Raw genomic sequence first — 24,522 nt, 5'->3', positions numbered from 1 at the left:
AAAAACCCAAAAATGTGTGCGCACACAAATTATAATCGTGTCCGAACACGGTTAAAATTATGAGATTATGAAAAAAATAAGAGTACCTATTGCCAAAAACGTACTCTAATATGAGGCTAAACAGAACCTTTTATAATGCTCCATAGACTTACGAAAATCTATTATTCTTAAATCTTGCGTTACCATTTGAGTTAACATCTATTCCAATCCGAGCCTTCGCTTAAATACCAGTGCTGTAATTTAGCTGTAAGATCAATTTAGGAGTATTTAAATAGGAAGCTAAACTCCAAATGAGCCTTTTTCAACGTATATGAAAGAAATACTTTCAAAATTCAACAAAATGTAAACACACTATTTGTTAGACAAATGAAAGTGTCCATACTATATCACGACCAAAAAAAACATAAAACTTTGATATGACCCTAGACCTTTTTTTAGCAGATGACGATAATGAAGACCGTGAATTGTTTGTTGAAGCGCTTAGTGAGATTGATATCCCAACCAACGTAACTGAATTTGATAATGGTGTAGACTTAATGGATAACCTGTTCTCAAAAACAGAATTGCCCGATGCTATTTTTCTAGATTTAAATATGCCGCTCATGAACGGTTTTGAATGTTTAACAGACATCAGGAACTTTGCCCGTTTTGACGGTATTAAGGTCATTGTCTACTCTACCTCCTATCGTCAAAGAGAAGTAAACCAATTGCAAACAGATGGTGCCAACCAATACATCCAGAAACCATCCTCTTTTGAAGACCTTAAAATAATGCTCACGAAAAGTTTAAAATCTATGGTTCAAAAAGAGGACAAAGAAATAAGCCCAAGTGAGTTTGTAATTCTGGTCTAACTCCTTTAAATGAACAGTTATTTAGGTATTTTAGCTTAACCGAAACACTTTTTGTAGTACCTCAAAAACTCGATTTTTTTTGAATCAGGATTTCAATTTATAGCGATAATCAAGACTATAACTGCCCTGTATTTTTGTATCAGAATTAAAGTTTAATCTAAAAAACTAGAGATATGAAAATGACAAAATCAATTTTAGTAACAGTTATGCTACTTTTCTCCTTAGGAATGTATGCCCAAGATCAAGATGATCAGCGGGTCATAGCAGATGCCGAAAAGGCAAAAACTAAATTACAAAAGACAAATTACGGTCTTGATCAGTTCTTTGAGAACGCTTCAGGTTATGTGGTTTTTCCAAATGTTGGTGAAGGCGGACTCATTGTAGGTGGTGCATCTGGTAATGGTGTCCTTTACGAAAAAGGAAAAGCCATGGGTATGGCAGATTTAAAGAAATTAGATGTTGGACTGCAAGCAGGTGGACAATCATCTACCGAAATTATATTCTTTGAAACCGAAGAGGCTTTAAATGAATTTAAGCAAGGAGATTTTGAACTTTCAGCAGAAGCTACTGCTGTAGCCCTAGAAAAAGGGGTTGCTGCCAAGGCCAATTATGATGACGGTGTAGTTGTGTTTGCCAAACCTAAAAAAGGACTAATGGCAGACCTATCTGTAGGTGGTCAAAAGTTTAAGTATACAGACATGGAGCTTATTGAGAAGAAATAACACGTAATTTCCTCCGAATTAAAGCCGGTCCTAGACCGGTTTTTTTTATACCCCAAACACGCACTACTTAATCGTTAACTCAAAAAAATAAACCAGAAAACCTCTTTTTGGAGCGTTGAACACCATAAAACAATCACGAATTATGAAATATCTCATATATACTCTAATAATAGTATTGATTATTGGATGGATTTTAGGATTTTTGATCTTTAAGGTTTTAGGAGGTCTCATTCACCTGTTATTGGTGGTGGCAGTACTCTTACTAATCTATAATTGGTTTACCGTACAAAAGAACAAACACTAACTAAAAGTACTTTTTCCTATGGCCTCTGGATTTTTTGCGTTACTAGATGATATTGCCGCCCTTATGGATGATGTGGCCGCTATGAGTAAAATTACCGCTAAGAAAACGGCTGGTATTCTGGGCGATGATTTGGCCGTGAATGCAGAAAAAGCTTCTGGCTTTATGTCTGATCGGGAGATTCCTGTGCTTTGGGCCATCTCCAAAGGCTCCATGATCAACAAACTCATTATACTGCCCGTCGCCTTTCTGCTCAGTTACCTATTGCCCTCCGCTATTATTGTAGCCTTGGTCTTAGGCGGACTCTATTTAGCGTATGAAGGTGCCGAAAAAATATACGAAGTTTTTGTACCCCACCATGATGCCACACACCAAACACTGAACACAGAAATGACCGAAGCAGATATTCTTGCTTTGGAAAAAGAACGTGTTAAGGCCGCTATTGTAACGGACTTTATTCTCTCCGTAGAAATTATAATCATTGCTTTGGGTGCCGTTGCAGATGAACCGCTTTCTATACAAATACCTGTGGTTTCGTTAATTGCCTTAATTGCTACCGTTGGTGTGTACGGTATAGTTGCCATGATCGTTAGGATGGATGAATTTGGTCTTAAACTCATTAACCTTAATGAGCAGGAGAATAGTTTTTCTGATTACGTTGGTAGATTCTTGGTAGGCGCACTACCGTGGGTCATTAAGAGTCTTTCCGTTATTGGTACCATTGCATTGTTGTTGGTTGCCGGCGGAATATTTGTTCATAACATTCATTTCTTCCATGACTTTTTACACCAACTTCCGGATATCGTAAAAGAATTTTTAGTGGGGCTTGGTGTTGGTTTTGTGGTTTTATTGGTCGTTAAATTAGTGATGAAAATTGTAAGTCTATTTAAAAAGAAAAAATAGGTTTACTACATCAAAACGTGTGGGATTCTATGTCATACCGGTATCATTTGTCTGCTTTTTGTATGACATCCATTTCCTGTTGAAAAAAGGTACTCAGACGGTGACACCCGTAACGTGGTGCAATGGCATCATCACCCATAAAGGTTAGGAAAAACTCTATTGGCCCGTAGGTTTTTGAACTGGTAAAAGTTCGGAAACACCATAGGACGAACTTTCGAATGGCATGCGGAAACCGGACAATGTTTATAGGTTTTCCATTCGCCAGCAAGGCCATTTGCGCCACTTCATTATGTGTTAAAATATCCGGACCGCCAATACCTATCTCCGTCTTTACAGACCCAATGGCATCAATACAGGCCGCTGCCAAATCTTGTCCATGAATGGGGTTGAACTTCTGCTCACCACTTCCGAATAAATATACCCTCCCTTTTTTCGCCATATCCAAAAAATCTTTCATATCGGAAAAAAAGCCGTTGGGCCTGACAACCGTAAAGTCCAAACCGGATTGAAGCAACTCATCTACAAAAGCCTCTTTGGCTTCTACCATTTTTAAATTGCGGTGCAACCTACCGTTCAGCACGGAAACATAAATAAATTTCCTAACTCCTGCCCTTTTGGCTTCATCCAAAAGATTTTTATTGGCTTGGTAATCTACCTGCATGTAGGTAAGACCATCTTTCTGTCTGGTAATACCCACGGTAGAGATTACTGTATTTACCCCTTTAAACAATCCTTTTAAGCTTTCTGCTTGAGTGACTTCCACCTGAAATATAGTACTGTGCTCAGATTTTAAATGAGCTGTCTTTTCCAGATTCCTCACGAGTATCTTAGTCTCAATTTTACGGATTTGTAATTCCTTAGCAATATAGCCCCCCAAATAGCCTGTAGCGCCTGCCAGTAATACGGAAGTATTTGTTGTATTTGTATTCATTTTTAATATTTTGTGTTCGCTTCTCTTTTATTGAAATAAAAGGCCCTCTCCCAATCGGACCAAAGTGGACCAATAGTTACCACGGCGAAACGCCTTTGTTTGAAATTGAGTCAAAGTTTTCGTATCCAAAGGGTGTCCCTTTATAAAAACCGCTTCGGGAGTTTCTAGGGTCTCCAGGTTTTCAAGTGGATTATCCTTAACCAGAATCATGTTCGCCAATTTCCCATTTTCCAACGTACCGGTTTCCGCTAGCTCCTTGTAGACTTTTGAAGGATTTACCGTTGCCGTGCGCAAGGCCTCATAGTTACTTAAACCGGCATCTATGTAAAAACCCAATTCCTCATGAATTCCAAAACCGGGTATGGCATACGATATACCGGAATCAGTACCCGCTATCAAGGTGACGCCTGCGTCGTTCATTTGTTTTACAATCTGCAAATGATGTTGGTGCTGTTTTTTAATACGATTACCAACTTCAGGTTCGTACAACTTGGTACTTGTCCACCGGTTATAATCATCCTTTGCTCCAAATTCCAAAAAAGCGGGATTCATATAGCCTATACCATGTTGTTTAAGCAATAGGGAATCTTTTTTTATGATTTCAACTATTTTATGAAAGACCGTTAACGTTGGTGTATGTGCCATTTTGTTCAACACATAGGCATCAATAGTAGATTGTAGCAAAATACTATCCTGTTTAAAGTCTAGAACTTGTTGAACAATATCCTCGGTATGTTCCAAGCTTTTTATGGGTTTTGAAAAGTGATAATCGTAAGGCACTTCAAAACTGGGGTGTGAGGCCAACGTAATGTGCTGGGCCGTGGCTTCATCCTTTATTGCATCAAAAATAGCTTGCGGCAAGCCCGCATAGGTCTTAATATAATCATAGCCTTGCTCCTTATAACGGACTACCAAACTTCTGGCGTCCTGCGCATCCTTTACCTGTTTCTTATCAATTCCACCATCGTCAGGACCCGTAAGTTTTGGGCTAGCAGTGAAAAATAGAGGGGCATAGATATCATTGTTACTTATCCGTTCTTTCATTCTTAAATGAAAAGGCATGCCCCACATATTCCGCACCGTAGTAACTCCTTTGGAAAGATAAAGCCCTAACTCATAATCATCCCAAATATGAACGTGCATATCGGCCAGTCCGGGAGTTACAAAGCGCCCCTTACCATCAATTCTTTTATATGGCCCCCCATCAATAGTGGGGGCTATTTCCATAATCTCACCATTTTTTACTAAAATTCGTTGTCCGTACAATACCGTATCTGCGGTCATGGGAACAATATTTACATTGGTTAGTACAAAACTGTTGTTTGTGTCCCTAATCCTCAGGTATGAGGTGTGTCTACTATCCAACCATAAAATCAAAACTATTGCAATTGCCACGAGCAGTATAAGCCCTCCCATGACCGTACCTATTCTTCTTAACCACTTTTTGACTACCATTTTGCTAGTATTTAAATTAGATGGATTTAACCGCTACTTAATTGGCCTCTATAAATTGGTCCACAGCCTTCTCTACCCGAGATATTACGCTATTATATTTCTCATAATTTCCACTAAAGGAAGCATCCATATTGGATAGAAAAAGATAACCCGAATTACCGTTTTCCGCAATTTCCAAATGGGTAGAGATACCAAAACTATTACCTCCATGCATTACTTTTCCATCCTTTCTGTACCAAAATAATCCGTGGTTCTCAGCAAAATCCGCAGGTACGATTCCGGCTTGTAATTGGGGAGCAAACAGGAGATTGTACATCTCCGTGGAAAACAATTGGGTAGATTGTCCTTTTATACCGTTGGCCATATCCAAAAGGTATTTGCCCATGTCCCTGTTGGTACTATACAGCCCCCCTTCTGGGTAGGAATCATTGCTGTAAAAGGGAAACGGAGTTTGCGTATCTAAATAGCGTACGGCCATTAGGTCCGTATCTATATCTGAAATGGCGTACGAAGAAGCATTCATTTGCAAAGGCTCCAGGACTTGGGTCATTACATACTCATCAAATGATTCTTGGGTTACGCTTTCAATAATAAAACCCATAAGACCTGTAGCTAAATTGGAATAGGACCATGTTGTTCCGGGGGCCGTGTTCGCAAAATTATTTAAACTGTACATAGCACCATCCTCTAGAAAATATTCAGCTAAAAATTCATCCAAATCAAAAGCTTCCCGTTGTTCAATTCCAATTTCGTTCATCAATAAACTTGCCCCTGGTGTACTAGTATTTTCTCCCTCTAAAATGTAATAATTGTTGGCCAAGTATACTTCTGGGGCGTCTAACAATCCCGAAGTATGTGTTACCAAATCCCGTATTCTAATAGGAATGTTCGGTTGTTTTGGATTGATAATGGTAACGGGAAGTAAGGTGCTAATATCCGTCTCCAGGGTAAAGTAACCTTGCTCAATGGCCTTGGCAACGGCCGCTCCTACAAAAGTTTTACTCACAGAGGCAATAGAGTTTACGGTCTCATTGGTATAGGGTACTTTATTTTCAACGTCCGCATAACCAAACGCTTCTTGGTACTTAAGTTTCCCGTCCTTTACAATGCTGATAGCAAAACCGGGGAGGTTAGGGTCTTGGGCAAGTTCTTCCAAATAGGTGGTTAAATTAGCCGGGGTCATTGCCTTTACCGGTTCTAAAGCAGGGCTATTGTCATCACTGGAACATGAAGTCAGGAAAAAAAATAGAATAACTAATAGGAATCCGATGAATCTTGAAATTGTTGTCATAATTATTTTTTTAAAGTTGTTAGATATTTTGTTCGATACAAATTTGCGAGGTATACCAAAGCTGGTCGTTCGTATTTATCATTTGGTACGTGTTGAAAAAGTTCTGGATTTCACGCCTTTAAAAAGTAAGTACAGACAGAGCCAAAACTCACCCAAGTCCGCAGAAAGGGTCAACATCCCGGAAATCGAAAGATTTTCTACTGGCATAATAAAATACAGCGCCACATCTGCCCAGTAGCCAAAACAGCCCACCATTAGCAATACGCCAATAAAGCGAGGAAAAAGCCCCGACCTAAGAACCAGATAGCCCAAAGGCCATAACCATAAACCAAAGAAGATTTGTGCTATATGGTACCCTTTACTGTGCATATCCAAATAGAAAAGTACCGTAGAGGACATTTGTACATCTCCGTAATTCATATGTTCCAAAAGAAGAAGTGGGGCATAGTGATTGAGCATATTGGTGCACATAATAGCAACCGCCACTGTTACTCCTAGCACCATAACATAGGAGGCCCATTCATGGACCTCCCTTAAGAAGCGATACAGGACCAAAGGCAACATAAAGTAGGATAGTTGCATGAAAAGGTCACTTAAAAAACCTAGTCGGAACAACAGCGGATGCTCCCTAATATTTTGGACCGTAGCAGTACCATCTGTAAAATCGATTAATGTAGTGCGAACATATTTTTCGGCAAAAATGCCAAATATGATAACCAAGAGGTAGAGCAGTCCCGCACCTCTTGCCGTTTTTTGTATGGATTGCATGATGAATAAACTCTGGTGTAATTAGTATTGTTCCAATTGGTGTTGGTCTACGTCTTGCCATAACACCATATCCCTTTTTTTGGCCCTTATCATGGGGGTGCTCTTCCACTTTTTGGCCAATAGTAGATTCATGTTAAAGTAGTGGTTGTACATATCCGAGCCGTTTCCCATATCTACCATACCATAGTGATAGCGTAGGTCCAGTAGCAATCTTGATTTCTTCAATTGAAATTCGTAACCTAAACCAAATTGAACTCCGGCGTCCCAACGGCTATAGGTGCCGTTACCTGAACCAAAGTTCATTTTGGTCTTTTGGCCTATCATACTATCGTTTGCTTCGGTTTTAATCCTTCCCCCAATATTGTAGCTCACCACCGGTCCGGCGTTGGCATAGAAATTACAGAAATGCACACGTGCCAAAACGGGAAGGTCCAGGGCATTCATCCTAATTCGGGTCTCTTGTTCCGTTAGGGGGTTTTTGTTCTCCAAACGCACTCCCTTCATTACAAAGTACAACTCGGGAACCAAGGAGAAATACTCCGTTACCCCCATCTGAAAGGAAGCGCCCGCTTGCAGCCCCCAATACCCCTTTTTAAAATCTTTAAGTTCACTATTGCGATCCCCAAAATTCATGGTCGTGGGCGTGTAGTTAATAACCACGTCCAAATAGGTTTCCTGTGCCCTACCCATGAGTACAACTAAGAATAGGGCAATACCTAAAAATACTTGCTTTTTCATCTTTTAATGGTTTTGAGATTAATGAGCCATAAAGATGAAAATGGGGTACGTGCAAAACGCCCGTACTTATGAATCGGAACTACTTCTATGAGATTTGGAACTTTTCGGGGTGTAGTCTAGCGCTGGGAATTCACCCACTGTTTTGGGGTCATTCCCGTTTCCTTTTTAAAAAAGGTATTAAAGACCGTTTTGGAATTGAACCCACTATCATACGCAAGTCCTAGCAGGGTAATATGACTGTTTGCTGGGTGCAAGGCTATATCTTTAAAATGCTCCACACGGTGAGAGTTGATGAAGTCATTAAAGTTTTGCCCTAGTTTTTCATTCAATAACCATGAAAGTTTGTTGGGGTGTAAGTTGATTTCCCCTGCAAGGTTCCGAAGTGAAATATCCGCTTTTAGAAAGGGCATTTCTTCCGTCATATAATTTTTTAATTGGGTCATAAAGGTATCGGCATCCGTAGGACTTAAAAGATGGATAACCGTTTTTTCCGGTTCCTTTCTTTCATTGGCATTGGATAAAGCAAATATTTTGCCCAAGGCATTTTTAAAGCGCTCCTCTGAATGCAAAGGCTTTAGCAAAGGGTCTACTTTTAGCAAGGTCATTAATGGTTCTTTTCGCGAAATACCTTCATCAATTAAATCCAGTGCCTTTTCATACTGGTGGATTTTGGTGTACACAAAAATCAAAAAGAAGCGTACCCGTTCCTTACTATCGGTTTTTATAAGCTGCGTGAGTTCACTTAATTCGGTACGGCACTCCTCCTCTACCCCTTTGGCACTTAAGGCCAAGGTTCTCATAATACGCCTTTCGGTTTGAGCGCCTTCCATATCAGGAATGGTTTTGGCAACCTCTAAAATAGTATTCGGACGGTTTTGGTCCAATAAAGCCAGCGCATAAATACCGTAGCCTACCAAAAATTTGGGATTGAGCTCAAAACATTTTTTAAAATAGGTCCGTACCTTCTCATGGTCCCTTTTTATATAACTATTGTACCCCATAAAATAATTGTTTAAATCGTACAAGGGGTCTAGTTTATATGCTTCTTTAATATGGTGGTCCGCCTGTGTAAGGTTACCTTCTAGAATAAGGGTAATGAACAGTTTTTGGTGGGCATCTGCATAATTAGGTTTTAAGGCAATGGCTTTTTTAAGATAGGCTACTGCATTTTTAAAATCCCAATCGCGGTTAAGCACGTGCCACCCCAAAGAATGATACACTTCGGGAAACTCCATATTTAACTGTTGTGCTTTTTCCAAATACTTCTCCCCAATTTCAAAAGCCTCCTTTACCGGCATTAAACCTCCTGCTGCCATACTGTTATATGCATAATGCATGTGCACATATCCCAAGGCGAAATTAGGATACTGTTCTGTTATCTTTTTAAGGAGGTTTATTCCTTTTCTAATATCATCCTTATTGAAACCACCTACCAAAGATTTTGCCCTAAGGTATTGCCCATAGGCTTCCGGTGAAATATTGGGGTGGTCCACCAAAGAATCCTGCACCTCTAAATGCCCAAAATTCTCGCGTATCTTATCGGCAATTAAAAGGCTTATCTCGTCTTGAAGCGCAAAAATATCAGTAAGGTTACGGTCAAAATTTTCGCACCAAATATGAAAACCGTTATCCGTTCGTATGAGCTGTGCCGTAATCCTTACCCGTTCCTTAATGCAACGTACACTGCCCTCCAACAGGGTTTCCACTCCTAGTTCGTTTCCAATATGGCGGGCATCCAAGGGTTTGTTCTTATAGAAAAAAGAAGAAGTACGTGCGGTTACTTTTAGCCCTTCAATCTTGGTAAGAGCATTTATGATTTCTTCGGTAATGCCATCTGAAAAATATTCGTTCTCCTTGTCCCCAATGGTAAGAAACGGAAGCACGGCAATGGACTTGTTATTGAAAGAGGTATGCACGGTCGGTTATGTTTGTTTTCATCTTCGGGGGAAAAAACATGTCTAAAATACCAAAATTTGCCCATACTGAGAGTATCTTATGAAATTTAGAACCTCTGAATGAATATCGGAACTTTGTGGCTCCATAACTGCCCTAACTTGTAATCTATTAGCATTGCCAAATAAAAAAATTGCCTGTGAGTGTGATTTTTTTCAAAGTGATGCGAATAATATAGTAAACAATCATAAAACGAAACCATCATGAAACATGTAGTATCCAAAAGCACAAAACCCATTTTTTGTAGTAGCTATTTACTTATGAATGCGGAAAGCACAAGACAATCATTTAAGAACCAAGATGCAGACGACTAAAAAAGAGCGATTCATAGGTTTAATAGATGAGCACAAAAAAATCATCTATAAAATTGTGAACTCGTATTGTGCCAACCCGGCGGACCGAAAAGACCTTGAACAAGAAATTATTATTCAATTGTGGGACGCCTTTGACCAATACAATCCGGAATTTAAATATAGCACCTGGATGTATCGCATTGCACTGAACACGGCCATCTCCTACTATAGAAAAGAGAAGAAATGGCACACTAAAACGGACTCTTTTGACAACGCCACTATTTTTCATCTTAGGACAGAAGAAACGGAGCACCGGGAGCAAATGAACAAAAAGGTTGAAATGTTACAGCATTTTATTCAATCGTTGAATGAGCTGAACAAAGCCTTAATGCTGCTATACCTAGAAGAGAAAAGCCATAGTGAAATTGCCGAAATACTAGGGATTAGCAAAACAAACGTAGCGACAAAAATAGGTCGCATAAAACTTAAATTAAAAAACGAATTTTTAAAAAATCTGAATTATGAAACCGAATGAACTCAATGAAATCCTATCTGCTTACGACGCAAAACTAGACCGTATATTAAGCTTGAATAGCGCCTCAATTCAAAAAATAAACTTGCAAAAAACAAAGAAAAAGACCCAAACCGTATTAATTTTTAGAAGCATAGAAGTAGTCTCATTTTCTGCCCTGTTACTGTTTTTAGGCTCGTACATTGCAAACCATTGGTCCAGCACTCATTTGGCCGTTAGCGGTGGTATTCTTTTTGTATTTACCCTTATAGCCCTTATTGGCAGTATAGGCCAAGTAACGCTTTTAAATCAAATAGATTACTCAAAACCTGTTGTTGAGATTCGGAAAAAAATAGAAAGGGTCAATACTCATGTGCTCTTGTTCGTAAAGCTACTTTTTCTTTCGGGGCCGGTCTGGTGGGCGTATTCCCTAGTGGCTATTGATGTTTTTCTAGATACGGACCTCTATGTACATTTAGACCCGGACTTTGTACAGCGGTATCTTATTATTAACGGAGTATTGATTTTTCCTTTACTATGGTTTTTGAACAAACTAAGTTTTAAAAACCTACACCTAAAATGGGTGAGAACCATCATCTCTTGGGTTACAGGAACCAAAACGCAACAGGCCCTAACATCATTAAAACAAATTGAGGAATTTGAGAACTAGACACGGGCAATCGTCACCAGTTCTACGGTTTCTTCTTTACCCCGTAATTGGGTCGTGCCCAAAGCCGTAGTTACAAAGTCGTTTTTTAGGTTTAGTTGGCTGACCAGCTCTTGAGAAATAATAAAATCTACCTGGTAACTATTGCACAACCCTTGAATACGAGCTGTAGTATTAAGCACATCTCCGGTAAAAATAATCTCTTTTTTGAGTGCCCCAATTTCTCCGGTAGTTACCTTTCCATAATGCAGACCTGCTTTAAAAGTGGGAGCCACTCCAAATTTAGTTTGGTAGGCTTTCGCTTTTTTTGCTAGGCTGTCTTTCATGGCAAAAAAGCAGTTGATGCAATGGTTGTTCTTTATTCCGTTTTCGTAGGTCCAAGAAATTACAATCTCATCGCCAATGTATTGGTAGACCTCTCCGTAGTTATTTATAATGGCATCCGAGAAATCCGAATAGTAGGTTTTAAGCAATTCAAAATAAGAAATGTGTCCCAGATTTTCTGCTATGGTGGTTGAAGATTTCATATCCAAAAACATAAAAATGCGTTTTTCCTCCACCGGAATATGGTATTTTCCGGTGAAAAAATTGGTCAGAACACCATAACCAAGGTTCTCACTGATCTCCGAATAGAAGAGCGAAAGGAACAAGCTGAACCCCAAAGTAACCAAGGTGCTTATAAAATCCATTCCCGTAAGCCATTCGGTAAACTTTTCCCAAACCTTTGCATCCAATGGGGAAACGTCCAACTCAATACTGGCCGCAATAGGATAGAGCACTATCATTACCCCCAGAAAAAAGAGGATATAGAATCCCATTTTAGAAGCAATTTCCTTGGCCAAACTCCGATTGCTAAAAACATTTTCCAACCAGAAAATTTCTATAAACCCCACCAACAAACCCAATAATAGTACAGAAATACTGGCAAACACAAACACCTCCAAAGTAAGGTGAATGGTACCATTGGGGTTAGATGTCTGACTACCGCTTGCTACTTCTTGGGTAAACAGAATTATCCAGCCCACAAGGAGCCAAATGACACCAAAAGGAATGATGCGGCTAATATTCCGTCTTGTTTTAGGAGATAGGCCCGTTTTCATGGCAGGTACGTTAGATCATAAGTCTCAACTACTAAAGTAAAGTTCTTTTTTTAAAACTATATAAACCTACTACTTAGAAAGATAAAAACCTGGTTTGCATCTTCTTTTAAATTCCTACCACCCCAATGCGGTGGTGGTGAGCCACTTTTAACACCTCTCTTCGCAACCATTTTATCTATTTTACATCTACCTATTGAACCTATAATCTAAATATTGAAATGAGAAAAAACCTTGTGTATGTATTGACCGCTGTTCTTTGCAACGGATTGTTTTTAGCCTGTGATTCTACGGATAATAGTATTGACTGCCCTGAGGATTTTACCGGCGCTTTGGCCACAAATGAAGAAAAACTACCTGGTGATTGGGTGCTGACCGCTATGACGGCCGATACCGAAGTAGACCTGACCGATGACCAAACGGACAACCCCTCCACAGACCTTTTTGCACAGTACGAAGATTGCCAAAAGGATGCCCGGTATTCCTTTGGCGCCAACCGTACCTATCTATATCTACAAAGCCAAAATGCCGAAAATTGCGATAACGAGGTTACCCTTGGCGGTACCTGGCAACTTACGGAAGACCTATTGTCTTTAACCGGCTCTTGTAACGTGAGCAATATTCCGTTGAACTTTAAAGATGATGCTACCGCTTTCTCTTTTACGGAAACTTTTAATATTGCGGATGCCGAAGGTAAAACCATACAGGCCAACGTAACCTTTACCTATACGCTTACCGAGTTATAACCGGTTATATTGCTATATGCGCCTCCTAATCTCTGGTAAGGAGGCCCATTTTTGCCGCTTTGGAGCCTAATGGGTTCTAAAGCGGCATTTTTTGTTTAACCAACTTTATAAATACCTACACAACATAGAGTTAGAAACGAAAAACCTCTTTTTTAAATTAACCTCCCACCAACCTTTTACCGATTAATTTTAGCATTTTAACGAATAGTGTATTTCTTACACGCTACTTACGGTTTTCTGTAATGGTGTTATGATTAGTATTGCGATATTTAGTGGATTAATTAGAATAACGCAGTTAGTTGTCTTATAACTCGCAAATCAAAATATACAGCAACTACTTGATTTATAAAATTGTAAGCACACATTTTAAAATAAACATTAACCAAACAAGAACTAACCAAGCATGAACGGATTTTTAGGATTTTTAACACTTGCGCTTTTTATCGCTCTAATCGTAGGACTTATTAAACCCTCAATAATTTTAAGATGGTCAAAAAAACCAACAAGACTTAAAGTTATCGGATTTTGGTTCATTGGATTTATTGGGTTGGGAGTTATAGCAATTGCAACCGCAAATAAAGAAGAAATGGCGAAATCCAATATCGAATCCGCAAATAAATATATTAAGGAGGGCAAGTATGAAAATGCCATATCCGACCTTAAAAATATAGAAGAAGACAATCCACTATATCAAGAAGCACAAGAACTTCTTCAAAAAACGGATAGTTTAAGTAAACTAACAGAAGAAGAAAAACTACTCGCTGAACAAGCGGAATTGGCAAAAGCGAAAGAAGAAGAAAAACTAAAACAAAAGGAACAACTTGAACGGGAATTGAAAGCTGTGAACAATGGAGTAGATTTTTCAAACTATCGTGAAACAATTGAATCATTGCAAATAGAATTAGTCTTGTTTAGCACTTGGGGTAACATAATAAATGATGGAGAGAAATCAGAAGACCCCGAAATTCAAAAACTTGCCAAACAGTTAAAACCAAAAGTTGTAAAAATGCAAGTCAAGGAATTTCCAATCTTAAGAAAAGAATATGCTAAAATAGTTGCTAAAAAAATGTGGGAAAATGATATTGAAGTTTCGACGAGTAGTAGAGGGAATAGACACATAAACTTTTCAGGTGGAGTTTTTGCTGCAAATAAAAACAAGCAGGAGTTTCAAGAGCAAGTAAATGAAGTTTTGACAATGTTCAGATTTAACCAATCGAGATACAGATGGTACAAAGGAGAAGATGAATATACCTCTTACACAATGTACGAGGGAAAGGATTCTGAATTAATGATTTTTGACAAATAGTACGAAAAAAAACGTGTGCTAACATTGGTAACCGTTGCACAACTCCTTTTATAAAGTTAATTGATGATATTAAGATGGTTCTAGAAAACAAATTACTCACAACCAAGTTGTTATAATTTTAACAAACTAAAAAACTAGGTTTTTTAATTAATTTTATGGTTGTGCAACAGCCACAATGTATAAAAATAATTGCTCAATTTTGAGCTTAACCAATGGTAGTTGCAAACTTACTACAACTGATTTTTCTACGGAAAACCCTCGAGAGTAAAACCATAACTATTCTTATAACGGACCGTTGGCATTCATTTCAAAAAATAAGCTAGTTGAAAAAAGTTCTCATTTCTATTTCGATAATTTTTCTTTTCGGTATTTTTATTTACATCATAAAAACGTATGTATCCATACCAAGTGGAGTTCAATTGAAAATAGACGAAATTACAACCGGATATGAAGGCACTATTTCTGAGAAGTTCTCGGTTCGGAATACAAAACCAACTCATTTGAAAATAAAAACGGCAACAGGATTTATCGAAATTTCTCCTTATCAAAAAATAGTAGATTCAGCCCAAATTGGAGATAGCTTAATAAAGCCTGAATATCAAAATTTTGTGTACTTAAAGAAAGGTAATGGACAAGTTCATAAAATATTTTACACAAAGTTGTCTTTGGAAACAAGGAATCACAAATCATTTCCAAAAGAGTGGAAAGAAAAATGGATGGAATCAAGTGAGTGGGACCAATAAATCCCCGCTAGCGCTCGTTTGTAACGAGTGTTCCACATGAGTATACAAGTAGAACCTAATCTGCGTTAGGCTAGTAGCTCAACCCAAAAACACCCAGTTACATTAGCACAATGAATACTTCATTTACGCTATCTTTGTTTTTCATAACTAATCTGTCCCTAATTGAAAACTCAACCGCTACCTACCCACTTTTACAATGTATTATTGATAGTTTTTCTAATAGTCTACAACCCTATTTTTGCACAGGAGAATTTAGAAAACAACAAGATTGTAACCACTGTATTCAAAGCCTTTAAAAAGAACAACGAAAAGAAAATTTTAAAATGCCTGCCTACCAAAAAAGATATTGAACACCTTGTTCCGCTAATTAAGGAAGCACAACCGCAAGAAACCATTCCTGCAACAGATTCCGTATTAGCTAATTTTAAAGTGGAGCTAATTAAAAATTTTAGACAATTAATTAAAAAAGGAAATTCTTTTGGTGTGGAATGGGAAAATATAGCTTTAACGGGAGTCCGTTATAATGTTAATCCATACCGGAACGTACTTGTTGAGCGAGGAGATATTACGCTAGAATGTTCTAGTGGTTCTATAGAATTTCTTTTAATCATAAAAAAGTCCATGAATATCCGTGGAAATTGGAGAATAATGAATGAAATTTAATCTACTGTAAACTCCCCTGTTGGCGCAAGCGGCACGCTAGTCACACCCCGCTAGCGCTCCTTTGTAACGCGTGCTCTACAACGTTTTTGCAAGTACCAATAAGGCCTTTGATGGATAAGAATAGGTTAATGATCAGTGCAGATAAAGCTTTTTACAAGTATATTCAGCCTTATAACGAGAACTTAGATTGTGCGCCAAATAAAAACGGGGTCAGAACAGACTTAAGATGAATAAACCCCTCCTCATTAGTATTTTAATTTCCTACTTGCTAGGTTTACCTATTGGTCTTCTTACCATCGTGGGAACGCTCTGGACACCTATTTTATTTACCGGAGAAGGGCTATTATCAATTGCAATTATAGCCGGGTATGGATGGCCGACGTTAGGATTGGCCCTATCGTTCTTGGTAGCTTTAGGAATTGGAGCAAAAGTAGCATACGACCATTTGGGTCATGGAAAATCATTACTATTCAGTTCGTTTGTCTATTCTACGGTAGTAAATTTCATTATCTGGGCAACATTCTGTCTGGTACTTCTATTCACGGTAGAAGATAGTTTCCTTTTGTTGTTTCCCGCCATACTTGCATTATTGTTTTGTACAATTGTAACTACTTTTACTATAGGCTTACTCATTACCTATCTTATAGAACGAACGGTAGCTAAGCTCAACTAGCCGCCCCGCTAGCGCAAGCGTCACGCTTGTGCCCACAAGAGTAACGAACAACATTGTATAGGATCTCTTTAATTATCCCCAACCCTATAATCTTAATTTTATGTAGTGGGGTAAAAAACATCAATCTAACCAGAATATGTAACTAACCTAGGTTGAAATGGTTTGTTTACCTTTATAAGGTTGTTGAATCTTTAAATTTGACAAATTCCCTAAATAAAATAATTAGTAAACTACCTCGGGGCAAGCCCGCGAGGCATTAAAAAGAATATACCTAGATTTCGAGGCAAGCCTCGGAGCATTAAATCTCGATTATCGAGTAAAATTTAAAAATTGGGCTTGTGTATTATCCAAAAAATTAGTGTCTTTTTACACGCTACTTTTCATATACGAGACATTGTAACCCATTAGTTCAAAACATAATATAATGACTGAAAATCGAAATAATTCAATAGAAATTAACAAAGAAGAGTTTCGGAAAATCGGACATCAATTAATAGATGATATTTCTGACTTCCTTTCTAACATTGATAAAAAACCTGTTACTGTAAAAGAAAGTCCAAGTCAATTGCAAAATATATTGGGACGCACTTCCTTACCAGAAATGGGAATACCCGCAACCGAACTGATTTCTAGAACAACGGACTTATTACTTAACCATTCATTACTTAATGGGCACCCTAAATTCTTGGGCTATATTACTTCATCTGCAGCACCAATAGGAGCCTTGGCCGATTTATTAGCGGCCTCTATAAATCCAAATGTTGGAGCGCATATTTTAAGCCCTATGGCTACTGAAATTGAGAAACAAACCATTCAATGGTTAGCTGAATTCATTGGTGTTTCACCTAACTACGGAGGAATTTTGGTAAGCGGAGGAAATATGGCAAATTTTACGGCATTTTTAGCAGCTAGAACAGCTAAAGCACCAAAAAACATAAAAGAAGAAGGCCTTTCAGACACATCTCACAAGCTAACTGTTTATTGTTCAAAAACCACACATACGTGGATAGACAAAGCAGCAATCTTATTTGGTTTAGGTACAAAATCCATTCGCTGGATTCAAACTGATTCTTCAAATAGAATGAACAATAAAGTACTAGCAGAAACAATTGAAGAAGATGTAAAAAATGGTTTTAAGCCAATTATGGTTATAGGTACTGCTGGTGATGTTAGTACTGGAGTCGTTGATGATTTAAAAGGTATTTCAACTATTTGTAAAGATTATGATGTATGGTTTCACATAGACGGAGCTTATGGCGTTCCAGCTGCGGTTATTCCAAAATACAAAGACCTATTTAACGGACTTTCAGAAGCTGATTCTATTGCCCTTGACCCACATAAGTGGCTATATAGTCCACTTGAAGCCGGTTGTACGCTGGTTAAAAATCCTCAACACTTAATAGATACCTATAGTTCACATCCGGAATACTATAATTTTAGCAAAGATGAAAACGAAATTGCTCAAAATTTTTATGAATATGGACTTCAAAACTCACGTGGCTTTAGAGCTTTAAAGGTTTGGTTATCATTACAACAAATAGGTCGAAGTGGTTATGAAAAGCTAATTAGCGAAGATATTGAACTCTCAAAATTATTATTTGAATTAGCTAAAAAAAATACTGAATTAGAAGCTGTTTCTCAAAATTTAAGTATTACTACATTTAGATATATTCCATACGATTGCAATGCAAGTAACGATTATCTAAATAAACTAAATGAAGAATTATTAAACGAATTACAAACTGGTGGAGAGTTGTTTTTATCAAATGCCATAGTAAATAAAATGTATTGTTTAAGAGCTTGTGTTGTTAATTTCAGGACTTCAAAAAAAGACATTGAAGAAATTATTGAAATACTAGTTAGAGAAGGAAGAAAGACACATTCGAAATTACAAGAACCAAAAGTGAGTTAATAACATGTTACAGTCCAGTAGACGGGTTACGACCTAAAAGCCGCCACTATGCCTCTCACACCACTAAACGTACGGGTCTTGTACTTAGCGGTTGAGTAAACTACCTCGGGGCAAGCCCGCGAGGCATTAAAAAGAATACACCTTGATTTCGAGGCAAGCCTAGGAGCATTTAATCTTGATTATCGAGTAATGATGCAGTTTTAATATTTGACTAAACTTATATAACCTCCGCTAGCGCAAGCGTAACGCTTGTGCACACAAGAATAACCAGCAACATTTTATAAGGTCTCTTTATTATCCCCTACCTTATAATTTTATGTAGTGGGATAAAAACATAAATCTAACCAGAATATATAACTAACCTAGGTTGAAATGGTTTGTTTACTTTTTTAAGGTTCTTGAATCTTTAAATTTGACGCCTTTCCAATAAAAAAGATAAATAGTAAAATTTAAAAATCTGGCTTGTACTCAATCCGAAAATAATTTGCTAATTTCCACGCTACAAGCCACATACAAAACCGTTATAAAAAATCCAACCAACCATGAAAAATATAATATTTGCAATCTTTATTTTCACATCAATGCTATGTAATGCTCAAAACTACTCGTTTGTTCCAGATAGTTTGCGACTAATTTCATATGAGGAATTAATGAAAAATCCACCATCGAATGTGGAATCGGTGTATTATGAAAATGGAACACTCACTACATTAGAAGAGGTTATTCCATTAGTCATGCAGAAAAAATTGACACCTCAGATGTTTATTGATAAAGACGGAAATCATAAGATACTTGTAGTTGTTAAAGCTGAAGTAAAAACAGAGAATACAACCATAGTCTATGAAGGCATCCCAGAAACATTAAAGAAATTAGGATATTCGTTTGGAAACTCAAAAAGCGATACAATACTATTAATTTCTCAAGGAGGCCCTTTCCCTAGATTGTTTACGGATGAAGTCAAAGCTATTTTTAAGGATAATGGAGGAATTGATGAGAACAAATACTTCATCATAAACAGTCATCAAGCCCAGACTATAGAACCTCAAATGATGTTAGAGAAAGAAATTTCGTTTGAACAAGCCAAAATGGTGGGCATAAAAACCTCAGAAATGTTAAATGAGCTTGTTAGTTATTTTAAGTCTGAAAATAAAAAGGTATTTGTTGTAGGTATTTCGTACGGTTGTTTTGCAGGGCAAGACTTTATTTCCAAGTTTGGAAATATTGCAGACGGATATCTACTGATGGCAGGTAGATTAGATATAAATGAAGAAGTTTGGAGGGCATATTCCGAAGGAATTGACGCTGGTTTCAAAGAAGATGCCATTAGTCCAAAGGTAGAACAAAAAGGTGAGGATTTAATGTATATTAATTCACACAAGATTGCTGCTGCCTATGGGTATAAGCGCTATTCCGAATTGCTAAAAAATACAGACCTATCCAATCTGATTTATTATCATGCCTTAAAGGATTTGAATGTAGGGAAACTAACTGCAAATGAAATTGAATTTCTTAATACCAAAGGTGCTAAAGTTATTGGATTTGATGATGTTCACACAGCGTGGAGAAAAAATTTGAAGGAAGCTTTGGAATTGTTATTAGCAAAATAACTATAATAAATGTTACCCCCCGATGGCGCAAGCGTCACGCTGGTGCACATGCGAGTAAACTCGCAACACAAATCAAAAAGGGAGATTGAAGCTGAGCAGAAAAATGATTTTTGCGTATGTACAGGTGAAAAAATTAGGTTCAACCCAAAACAATCACTGTGCAGGAAAGCATATAGAACTCGGCAATACACTTTGGCCTAAACCGTTATTGTATCTAAAATTAACTCTTGCAAAAACTAAAAGATAAAGGAGGCCTAATTATTTTTATACTCATTTGTAGTGCTGTACTCATTGGTTCATATAATAAATGTCAAAATAATATATCCTTAAAAGCCAATAAGGAAATGACAATCGGTAGAGTGACCGGGTTTAAGCATGGTTCTAGAAATGAACGTATTCAATACCAATTTTACGTGAATAGCAAGCTTTATAGAACAAGTGACTTATACAGACCTCGCTTACAACATAAACGAAATACAAAACCTAGAAAAAAACAGTTCTATTATGTTGAATATGATGCAACCGACCCAAGTAATTCCAAAATATTAATACAACAACAAAAATCTATTGGACCAAACGCTTTATTCCAAGACGGGATTGATATAAAGGCTAATGTAGACAAGATTAGTGCAATATCTGACTCTTATGTAGATTTATACATTAGCTATGCCTACCTCAAAAACAAGTATAAATTCAGAACTAGAATTCATAAGGACAGTTTACCCTGTGGAACGATAGATAACTGTGAACAAGGAGAGGTTGATTTGACAATATCTAAGTACTTTCCAGATGCAAACAACCTTTATTTTAAGAGTTATGATAGAATGGCAATGAAGAAAGCTAAAGAGGAGAGAAGATAAGGCTATTAAACTAGCATAGCATAAAGGTGCAATTGCTTTAAAAAATAAAAATTGAGAATATTCACTAAAAATAGATTTTATATCAGGCTATACGTAAATCTAATTGATATCAACGATTTGACTAATAAACAATCTATTTCAGAAAAATCCGAAACGAAATTTAACAATCAACGCCTTCTGATTGCAGACTTTAATAAAGCTGAACATTTTATAAGTAATGTATTTAAAAAACATGGTTTTTCTTCTAAAAATTCCATCGGGATCATACAACAAATGGAAATGGCAGAAGGCGGACTTTCGGATGTAGAAAAAAGGGTTTTACTTGAACTGTTCTCGAAAATTGGAATAAGAGAGATATACGTTGACGAAAGTTTATCCGATTTAACCGAAAAACAATTGTTGAACTATAAAAAATAGTTTCGCTTAACTTGAATTGAAATAAAATTCAATGCATTTCAATTAGATGATATTCTCCCTGCTTTTTCAACATACCATTTAAGTGTTGTTTTATGGTTTGCATAGGTTCTGAATCAACCACAAAATCCGTAGAAAATATGAGGAATAATTTATTGTGTTGTTGTACCCAAATCCAACTAATGAATTTAGAGTGTATTTCTCGTTCCCTATAATTTTGTAGGCTCTACAAACAAGATTTAGCGGTGTTCTCATCTTTAAAAAACCCTTCTTCTACCTTAATCTGAGATAATATTATTCTTGGCTTTCAGAAATGCTATGTCCAAACACCGCTGATTTAAAAATAGGGAGAAGGTTTCTCTTATGGATTAGCATTAACTTTTCTTTATATAAAAAGACTCTTTAATTTATCTATTTTTATAATACACGATTTTAATCTTTTTATTATGGGAAAAGATATTAAACCACCAACTTCTTTCTGGCTCATATCCATTTTTGCTATTTTGTGGAATATAATTGAAATTTACTTTAGTGCTTACGAAATTGATTTTCTGCAAGAGCATCTAACTACCGAAGAATTCGAGAAAATGCAGTCAGCTCCTTTTTGGTATATTGTTATATTTTTAATTGCTTTATTCTCTGAGATGCTGGGTAGTTTTATGCTATTTATGAGAAAAAAAATTGCTTCTACGTTTTTTGCAATCGCATTAATCACTTTGCTCTTTATAGAATTTTATTGGCTATTCGTTTTTGACATTAAAAAAACCTCTATTGTATTTTATGCTATTATTCCTATTGTAGTCATTGCGATAGCTACATTTCTTTATGTCTATAGTAAAAGAGCCATTAAAAAAGGCTGGCTACAATAGACTAGATTAATTGAATTTATCCTAGATAAGAAAGAGTTTTATAAGGTCTGTTTTCAAGTAGTGGAATTACAGAAATATACGTAGCCAAAAGTTTATCCGATTTAACTGAAAAGCAATTGTTTGAGCACAAAATATAGTTCCGTAAAACTTAAAATAAAATTTAATCCATTTCTATTAGATTATATTCCCCCTGCTTTTTCAACATACCAATTAAGTGTTGTTTTATGGTTTGCATAGGTTTAGAATCCACCACAAAGTCCGTAGAAAATATGAGGAATAATTTATTCTTTTGCTGTACCCATATCCAACTAATGAATTTAAAATGTATTTCTCGTTTCCTATAATTTTGTAGACTCTGAAAACAAGAATTAGCGGTGTTCTCATCTTTAAAGAACCATTCTTCCACCTTAATATTTCCCTTTGGATTTTCTTCGTTTTTGGTTAAAAAAGAAACGTTTAATCGGGTTGCCTTTGTAAAATCACTATTATCAAAATCTTGGGCTAAGGTTCCCGCAAATCTTTTGGCTTTGTAATTGTTTAATCTTCGTGTTACATATTCTTCATCCGCTACAGCTTCAGCATCTTTGTACAAACTGCTTAAGCTTTCATTAAGCAGTGTTAATTGTTCTACAGCGTCTGTCTGAACGCTATCAAATAGCACATTGAACACCTTAATGGGTGTTTCTGAAACACTATCACTTTGTACAGCTAATTGCTCAGGAATCAATTTGTTTTTGTTGTTAGCGCTCTTACAACTACAAAACGTGAGAATGCTAAATAAAGTAATATATATCTGTTTCATCTTTACACAAGTATTAAAGGAGGGCGTGTGGCGCTTTCATACTCAGCCGTCAACAATTGACTATTGCTTATCTGAGTTAAGCTATTCTGTCCTGTCAGATTCTTAATTGTATCATTAAATCGGTCCCATTCACCACCACCACAAATTTCTATGCACCCAATTGAACCATAACCACCGGAAATAGGATTACTGGGGCCTTGATGAATAAAAAACCCATCATATACTCTCCATGCATCATCGTCCATTGTACTTATATAATCCCATGTTAGGTTATGTGTTTGAGCGTCGGCTAATCCCACAATACTAGGTCCTTCTGTAGTTGTCCTATGCACTCCAAAACGTATAGCTTCAAAATCTTCGATTACCGAATTATTTCCCGAGGTCTTACCCTCAATGCTAACACGGTATAGCGGGACTCTATATAAAATAGAAGGTCTGTTTGGTCTATAAGGATAACTTGTTATGTGTGCATTTCCTAATGTTAGATTGGTAACTCGAACGGTAACGGCTCTCATGTTTATATAGTTTAAAAAGTCCTTGAATTCTAAGCTTGCTTGCAATAGTGGAGCAAATACCTGAATAGCGGTTAGTCTTGACCAATATACTTATTTCAGTTTACTAAAATGTGTTTAGAAGACTAAAAGAGGTAGATTTCGTATCATATATACAAAATTAATTTAAACTGTTTTAAAGAAAAGAGCTACTTATTTGGAGATTAAAATTCTGATATTACATTTAATTTTGCTATTAACGTTCTATCAATTATCATCTTATTGGCACATTAGTGGTTTTACTTTGAATAGACAGAAGTCAAATAAAACAATTGCCTAGTCCTTACACCCTGCTAGCTACATTAAACACAGCTAATACAGGCTTGTCCAAGATGTTGTATATTATCCAAAAAGTTAACGCTTATTTGTTGATGCTACTTTTCACAAGCCAGACGTTTTAAGTAATTTTAGAACATGAACCCAAAAGAAAATCTAAAAAAGCTGAACCTTAAACTCCCTGAGGTATCAACGCCAGGAGGAAGCTACGTTTCGGTCAACATTCGAGAAAACATAGCCTATATAGCAATTCAATTTCCTATACACAATGAAGAATACCTGTATCAAGGAAGGCTCGGAAATGAGATTACCACAGAACAGGGATATAAGGCAATGGAATTGTGTGCCTTAAATGTCTTGGCACAAGTAGACCATAAAATCGGTTTTGATAAAATTGTTGGCCTGAACCATATGGATGCCTATTTTCAGGCTGGTGAGCATTGGGACGACTCGCCCATTGTAGTAAATGGAGCATCGGATTTATTTGTAAACGTATTGGAAGAAAAAGGCAAGCATTCCAGGGCTATTTTCGGCGTAGAACGATTACCGAGGAATTTTAGTGTAGGATTAACCGCTACGTTTACCATACTTACGGAGTGAAATTGTTCGTAATAACAAC

Annotated in this window: 26 protein-coding genes; 17 read left to right on the top strand and 9 right to left on the bottom strand. The window is 37.0% G+C overall.

Going from position 1 to position 24,522, the window contains the following annotated elements:
• Positions 1-416: 416 nt before the first annotated feature.
• The 4 genes from IWC72_RS13330 to IWC72_RS13315 all read left to right on the top strand — a co-directional run bounded on the left by IWC72_RS13330 (position 417) and on the right by IWC72_RS13315 (position 2,777).
• Complete coding sequence (locus tag IWC72_RS13330) at positions 417-851, top strand: response regulator (protein WP_194526656.1); 435 nt, start codon at positions 417-419, stop codon at positions 849-851.
• A 173-nt stretch (positions 852-1,024) separates the two neighbouring features.
• Positions 1,025-1,573 (top strand): lipid-binding SYLF domain-containing protein, encoded by a 549-nt coding sequence (locus tag IWC72_RS13325; RefSeq protein WP_194530087.1) that lies wholly within the window; start codon positions 1,025-1,027, stop codon positions 1,571-1,573.
• A gap of 142 nt (positions 1,574-1,715) precedes the next feature.
• On the top strand, positions 1,716-1,877 hold the full coding sequence (locus IWC72_RS13320; RefSeq protein ID WP_194526654.1) for a lmo0937 family membrane protein: 162 nt from the start codon (positions 1,716-1,718) through the stop codon (positions 1,875-1,877).
• 18 nt (positions 1,878-1,895) lie between these two features.
• Positions 1,896-2,777, top strand: coding sequence for a DUF808 domain-containing protein (locus IWC72_RS13315; RefSeq protein ID WP_194526653.1), 882 nt, complete (start codon positions 1,896-1,898; stop codon positions 2,775-2,777).
• Between the two features lie 43 nt (positions 2,778-2,820).
• On the opposite strand, the gene IWC72_RS13310 is transcribed toward IWC72_RS13315, so the two are convergent.
• The 6 genes from IWC72_RS13310 to IWC72_RS20430 all read right to left on the bottom strand — a co-directional run bounded on the left by IWC72_RS13310 (position 2,821) and on the right by IWC72_RS20430 (position 9,876).
• The gene (locus tag IWC72_RS13310) at positions 2,821-3,708 is read right to left on the bottom strand and encodes an SDR family oxidoreductase (RefSeq protein ID WP_194530086.1); all 888 of its coding nucleotides are present in this window, start codon (positions 3,706-3,708) and stop codon (positions 2,821-2,823) included.
• Positions 3,709-3,735: 27 nt separating this feature from the next.
• Complete coding sequence (locus IWC72_RS13305) at positions 3,736-5,163, bottom strand: amidohydrolase family protein (protein WP_194530085.1); 1,428 nt, start codon at positions 5,161-5,163, stop codon at positions 3,736-3,738.
• A gap of 37 nt (positions 5,164-5,200) precedes the next feature.
• Positions 5,201-6,454: a serine hydrolase domain-containing protein gene (locus IWC72_RS13300; RefSeq protein ID WP_194530084.1), complete on the bottom strand. Its 1,254-nt coding sequence runs from the start codon at positions 6,452-6,454 to the stop codon at positions 5,201-5,203.
• Positions 6,455-6,532: 78 nt separating this feature from the next.
• Entirely contained in the window at positions 6,533-7,222 is a 690-nt protein-coding gene (locus IWC72_RS13295; RefSeq protein WP_194530083.1) for a DUF4386 domain-containing protein, read from the bottom strand.
• A gap of 21 nt (positions 7,223-7,243) precedes the next feature.
• Positions 7,244-7,960: a porin family protein gene (locus tag IWC72_RS13290; RefSeq protein ID WP_194530082.1), complete on the bottom strand. Its 717-nt coding sequence runs from the start codon at positions 7,958-7,960 to the stop codon at positions 7,244-7,246.
• Between the two features lie 116 nt (positions 7,961-8,076).
• A complete protein-coding gene (locus IWC72_RS20430) occupies positions 8,077-9,876 on the bottom strand; it encodes a helix-turn-helix domain-containing protein (RefSeq protein ID WP_194530081.1) in 1,800 nt (599 codons plus the stop codon).
• Positions 9,877-10,213: 337 nt separating this feature from the next.
• Here IWC72_RS20430 and IWC72_RS13280 point away from each other — a divergent pair, with 337 nt between their 5' ends.
• Together IWC72_RS13280 and IWC72_RS13275 are read left to right on the top strand one after the other, a co-directional pair.
• Positions 10,214-10,741, top strand: coding sequence for an RNA polymerase sigma factor (locus IWC72_RS13280; protein ID WP_194531157.1), 528 nt, complete (start codon positions 10,214-10,216; stop codon positions 10,739-10,741).
• The gene (locus IWC72_RS13275; RefSeq protein ID WP_194530080.1) at positions 10,728-11,387 is read left to right on the top strand and encodes a hypothetical protein; all 660 of its coding nucleotides are present in this window, start codon (positions 10,728-10,730) and stop codon (positions 11,385-11,387) included. Before IWC72_RS13280 ends, IWC72_RS13275 begins: the two co-directional genes overlap by 14 nt.
• On the opposite strand, the gene IWC72_RS13270 is transcribed toward IWC72_RS13275, so the two are convergent.
• Positions 11,384-12,484 (bottom strand): adenylate/guanylate cyclase domain-containing protein, encoded by a 1,101-nt coding sequence (locus tag IWC72_RS13270; RefSeq protein WP_194530079.1) that lies wholly within the window; start codon positions 12,482-12,484, stop codon positions 11,384-11,386. The genes IWC72_RS13275 and IWC72_RS13270 overlap by 4 nt on opposite strands.
• A 218-nt stretch (positions 12,485-12,702) precedes the next feature.
• Here IWC72_RS13270 and IWC72_RS13265 point away from each other — a divergent pair, with 218 nt between their 5' ends.
• The 10 genes from IWC72_RS13265 (at position 12,703) to IWC72_RS13220 (ending at position 22,274) form a co-directional block, all read left to right on the top strand.
• A complete protein-coding gene (locus IWC72_RS13265; protein WP_194530078.1) occupies positions 12,703-13,227 on the top strand; it encodes a DUF5004 domain-containing protein in 525 nt (174 codons plus the stop codon).
• 403 nt (positions 13,228-13,630) lie between these two features.
• A complete protein-coding gene (locus IWC72_RS13260) occupies positions 13,631-14,533 on the top strand; it encodes a DUF1761 domain-containing protein (RefSeq protein ID WP_194530077.1) in 903 nt (300 codons plus the stop codon).
• 323 nt (positions 14,534-14,856) lie between these two features.
• A complete protein-coding gene (locus IWC72_RS13255) occupies positions 14,857-15,276 on the top strand; it encodes a hypothetical protein (RefSeq protein ID WP_194530076.1) in 420 nt (139 codons plus the stop codon).
• 162 nt (positions 15,277-15,438) lie between these two features.
• A complete protein-coding gene (locus IWC72_RS13250; RefSeq protein WP_194530075.1) occupies positions 15,439-15,939 on the top strand; it encodes a hypothetical protein in 501 nt (166 codons plus the stop codon).
• Between the two features lie 226 nt (positions 15,940-16,165).
• Positions 16,166-16,612, top strand: a complete 447-nt coding sequence (locus IWC72_RS13245; RefSeq protein WP_194526636.1) for a hypothetical protein — start codon at positions 16,166-16,168, stop codon at positions 16,610-16,612.
• Positions 16,613-17,036: 424 nt separating this feature from the next.
• Positions 17,037-18,524, top strand: coding sequence for a pyridoxal phosphate-dependent decarboxylase family protein (locus tag IWC72_RS13240; RefSeq protein ID WP_194530074.1), 1,488 nt, complete (start codon positions 17,037-17,039; stop codon positions 18,522-18,524).
• Positions 18,525-19,066: 542 nt separating this feature from the next.
• Complete coding sequence (locus tag IWC72_RS13235) at positions 19,067-20,131, top strand: hypothetical protein (RefSeq protein ID WP_194530073.1); 1,065 nt, start codon at positions 19,067-19,069, stop codon at positions 20,129-20,131.
• Between the two features lie 227 nt (positions 20,132-20,358).
• Entirely contained in the window at positions 20,359-20,991 is a 633-nt protein-coding gene (locus IWC72_RS13230; RefSeq protein WP_194530072.1) for a hypothetical protein, read from the top strand.
• Positions 20,992-21,042: 51 nt separating this feature from the next.
• The gene (locus IWC72_RS13225) at positions 21,043-21,408 is read left to right on the top strand and encodes a hypothetical protein (RefSeq protein ID WP_194530071.1); all 366 of its coding nucleotides are present in this window, start codon (positions 21,043-21,045) and stop codon (positions 21,406-21,408) included.
• A gap of 443 nt (positions 21,409-21,851) precedes the next feature.
• The gene (locus IWC72_RS13220) at positions 21,852-22,274 is read left to right on the top strand and encodes a hypothetical protein (protein WP_194526634.1); all 423 of its coding nucleotides are present in this window, start codon (positions 21,852-21,854) and stop codon (positions 22,272-22,274) included.
• Between the two features lie 160 nt (positions 22,275-22,434).
• Here IWC72_RS13220 and IWC72_RS13215 read toward each other — a convergent pair whose 3' ends face one another.
• Together IWC72_RS13215 and IWC72_RS13210 are read right to left on the bottom strand one after the other, a co-directional pair.
• A complete protein-coding gene (locus IWC72_RS13215) occupies positions 22,435-23,076 on the bottom strand; it encodes a hypothetical protein (RefSeq protein WP_194530070.1) in 642 nt (213 codons plus the stop codon).
• Positions 23,077-23,078: 2 nt separating this feature from the next.
• Positions 23,079-23,591 (bottom strand): hypothetical protein, encoded by a 513-nt coding sequence (locus tag IWC72_RS13210; protein WP_194530069.1) that lies wholly within the window; start codon positions 23,589-23,591, stop codon positions 23,079-23,081.
• Positions 23,592-24,041: 450 nt separating this feature from the next.
• Between IWC72_RS13210 and IWC72_RS13205 the strand changes: the two genes are divergently transcribed.
• Positions 24,042-24,503, top strand: a complete 462-nt coding sequence (locus tag IWC72_RS13205; RefSeq protein ID WP_194530068.1) for a RidA family protein — start codon at positions 24,042-24,044, stop codon at positions 24,501-24,503.
• The last annotated feature ends 19 nt before the right edge of the window (positions 24,504-24,522 follow it).

The organism is Zobellia roscoffensis, from assembly GCF_015330165.1.
GTDB lineage: Bacteria > Bacteroidota > Bacteroidia > Flavobacteriales > Flavobacteriaceae > Zobellia > Zobellia roscoffensis.
The sequence above is the reverse complement of the archived record's forward strand: the minus strand, read 5'-3'. Positions and strand labels throughout refer to the sequence as shown.

Excerpts from the sequence above, each read along its gene's own strand:
- IWC72_RS13330 (WP_194526656.1), top strand. The coding sequence starts at position 417 with ATGACCCTAGACCTTTTTTTAGCAGATGACGATAATGAAGACCGTGAA.
- IWC72_RS13325 (WP_194530087.1), top strand. The coding sequence starts at position 1,025 with ATGAAAATGACAAAATCAATTTTAGTAACAGTTATGCTACTTTTCTCC.
- IWC72_RS13320 (WP_194526654.1), top strand. The coding sequence starts at position 1,716 with ATGAAATATCTCATATATACTCTAATAATAGTATTGATTATTGGATGG.
- IWC72_RS13315 (WP_194526653.1), top strand. The coding sequence starts at position 1,896 with ATGGCCTCTGGATTTTTTGCGTTACTAGATGATATTGCCGCCCTTATG.
- IWC72_RS13310 (WP_194530086.1), bottom strand. The coding sequence starts at position 3,708 with ATGAATACAAATACAACAAATACTTCCGTATTACTGGCAGGCGCTACA.
- IWC72_RS13305 (WP_194530085.1), bottom strand. The coding sequence starts at position 5,163 with ATGGTAGTCAAAAAGTGGTTAAGAAGAATAGGTACGGTCATGGGAGGG.
- IWC72_RS13300 (WP_194530084.1), bottom strand. The coding sequence starts at position 6,454 with ATGACAACAATTTCAAGATTCATCGGATTCCTATTAGTTATTCTATTT.
- IWC72_RS13295 (WP_194530083.1), bottom strand. The coding sequence starts at position 7,222 with ATGCAATCCATACAAAAAACGGCAAGAGGTGCGGGACTGCTCTACCTC.
- IWC72_RS13290 (WP_194530082.1), bottom strand. The coding sequence starts at position 7,960 with ATGAAAAAGCAAGTATTTTTAGGTATTGCCCTATTCTTAGTTGTACTC.
- IWC72_RS13280 (WP_194531157.1), top strand. The coding sequence starts at position 10,214 with ATGCAGACGACTAAAAAAGAGCGATTCATAGGTTTAATAGATGAGCAC.
- IWC72_RS13275 (WP_194530080.1), top strand. The coding sequence starts at position 10,728 with ATGAAACCGAATGAACTCAATGAAATCCTATCTGCTTACGACGCAAAA.
- IWC72_RS13270 (WP_194530079.1), bottom strand. The coding sequence starts at position 12,484 with ATGAAAACGGGCCTATCTCCTAAAACAAGACGGAATATTAGCCGCATC.
- IWC72_RS13265 (WP_194530078.1), top strand. The coding sequence starts at position 12,703 with ATGAGAAAAAACCTTGTGTATGTATTGACCGCTGTTCTTTGCAACGGA.
- IWC72_RS13260 (WP_194530077.1), top strand. The coding sequence starts at position 13,631 with ATGAACGGATTTTTAGGATTTTTAACACTTGCGCTTTTTATCGCTCTA.
- IWC72_RS13245 (WP_194526636.1), top strand. The coding sequence starts at position 16,166 with ATGAATAAACCCCTCCTCATTAGTATTTTAATTTCCTACTTGCTAGGT.
- IWC72_RS13240 (WP_194530074.1), top strand. The coding sequence starts at position 17,037 with ATGACTGAAAATCGAAATAATTCAATAGAAATTAACAAAGAAGAGTTT.
- IWC72_RS13235 (WP_194530073.1), top strand. The coding sequence starts at position 19,067 with ATGAAAAATATAATATTTGCAATCTTTATTTTCACATCAATGCTATGT.
- IWC72_RS13220 (WP_194526634.1), top strand. The coding sequence starts at position 21,852 with ATGGGAAAAGATATTAAACCACCAACTTCTTTCTGGCTCATATCCATT.
- IWC72_RS13215 (WP_194530070.1), bottom strand. The coding sequence starts at position 23,076 with ATGAAACAGATATATATTACTTTATTTAGCATTCTCACGTTTTGTAGT.
- IWC72_RS13210 (WP_194530069.1), bottom strand. The coding sequence starts at position 23,591 with ATGAGAGCCGTTACCGTTCGAGTTACCAATCTAACATTAGGAAATGCA.
- IWC72_RS13205 (WP_194530068.1), top strand. The coding sequence starts at position 24,042 with ATGAACCCAAAAGAAAATCTAAAAAAGCTGAACCTTAAACTCCCTGAG.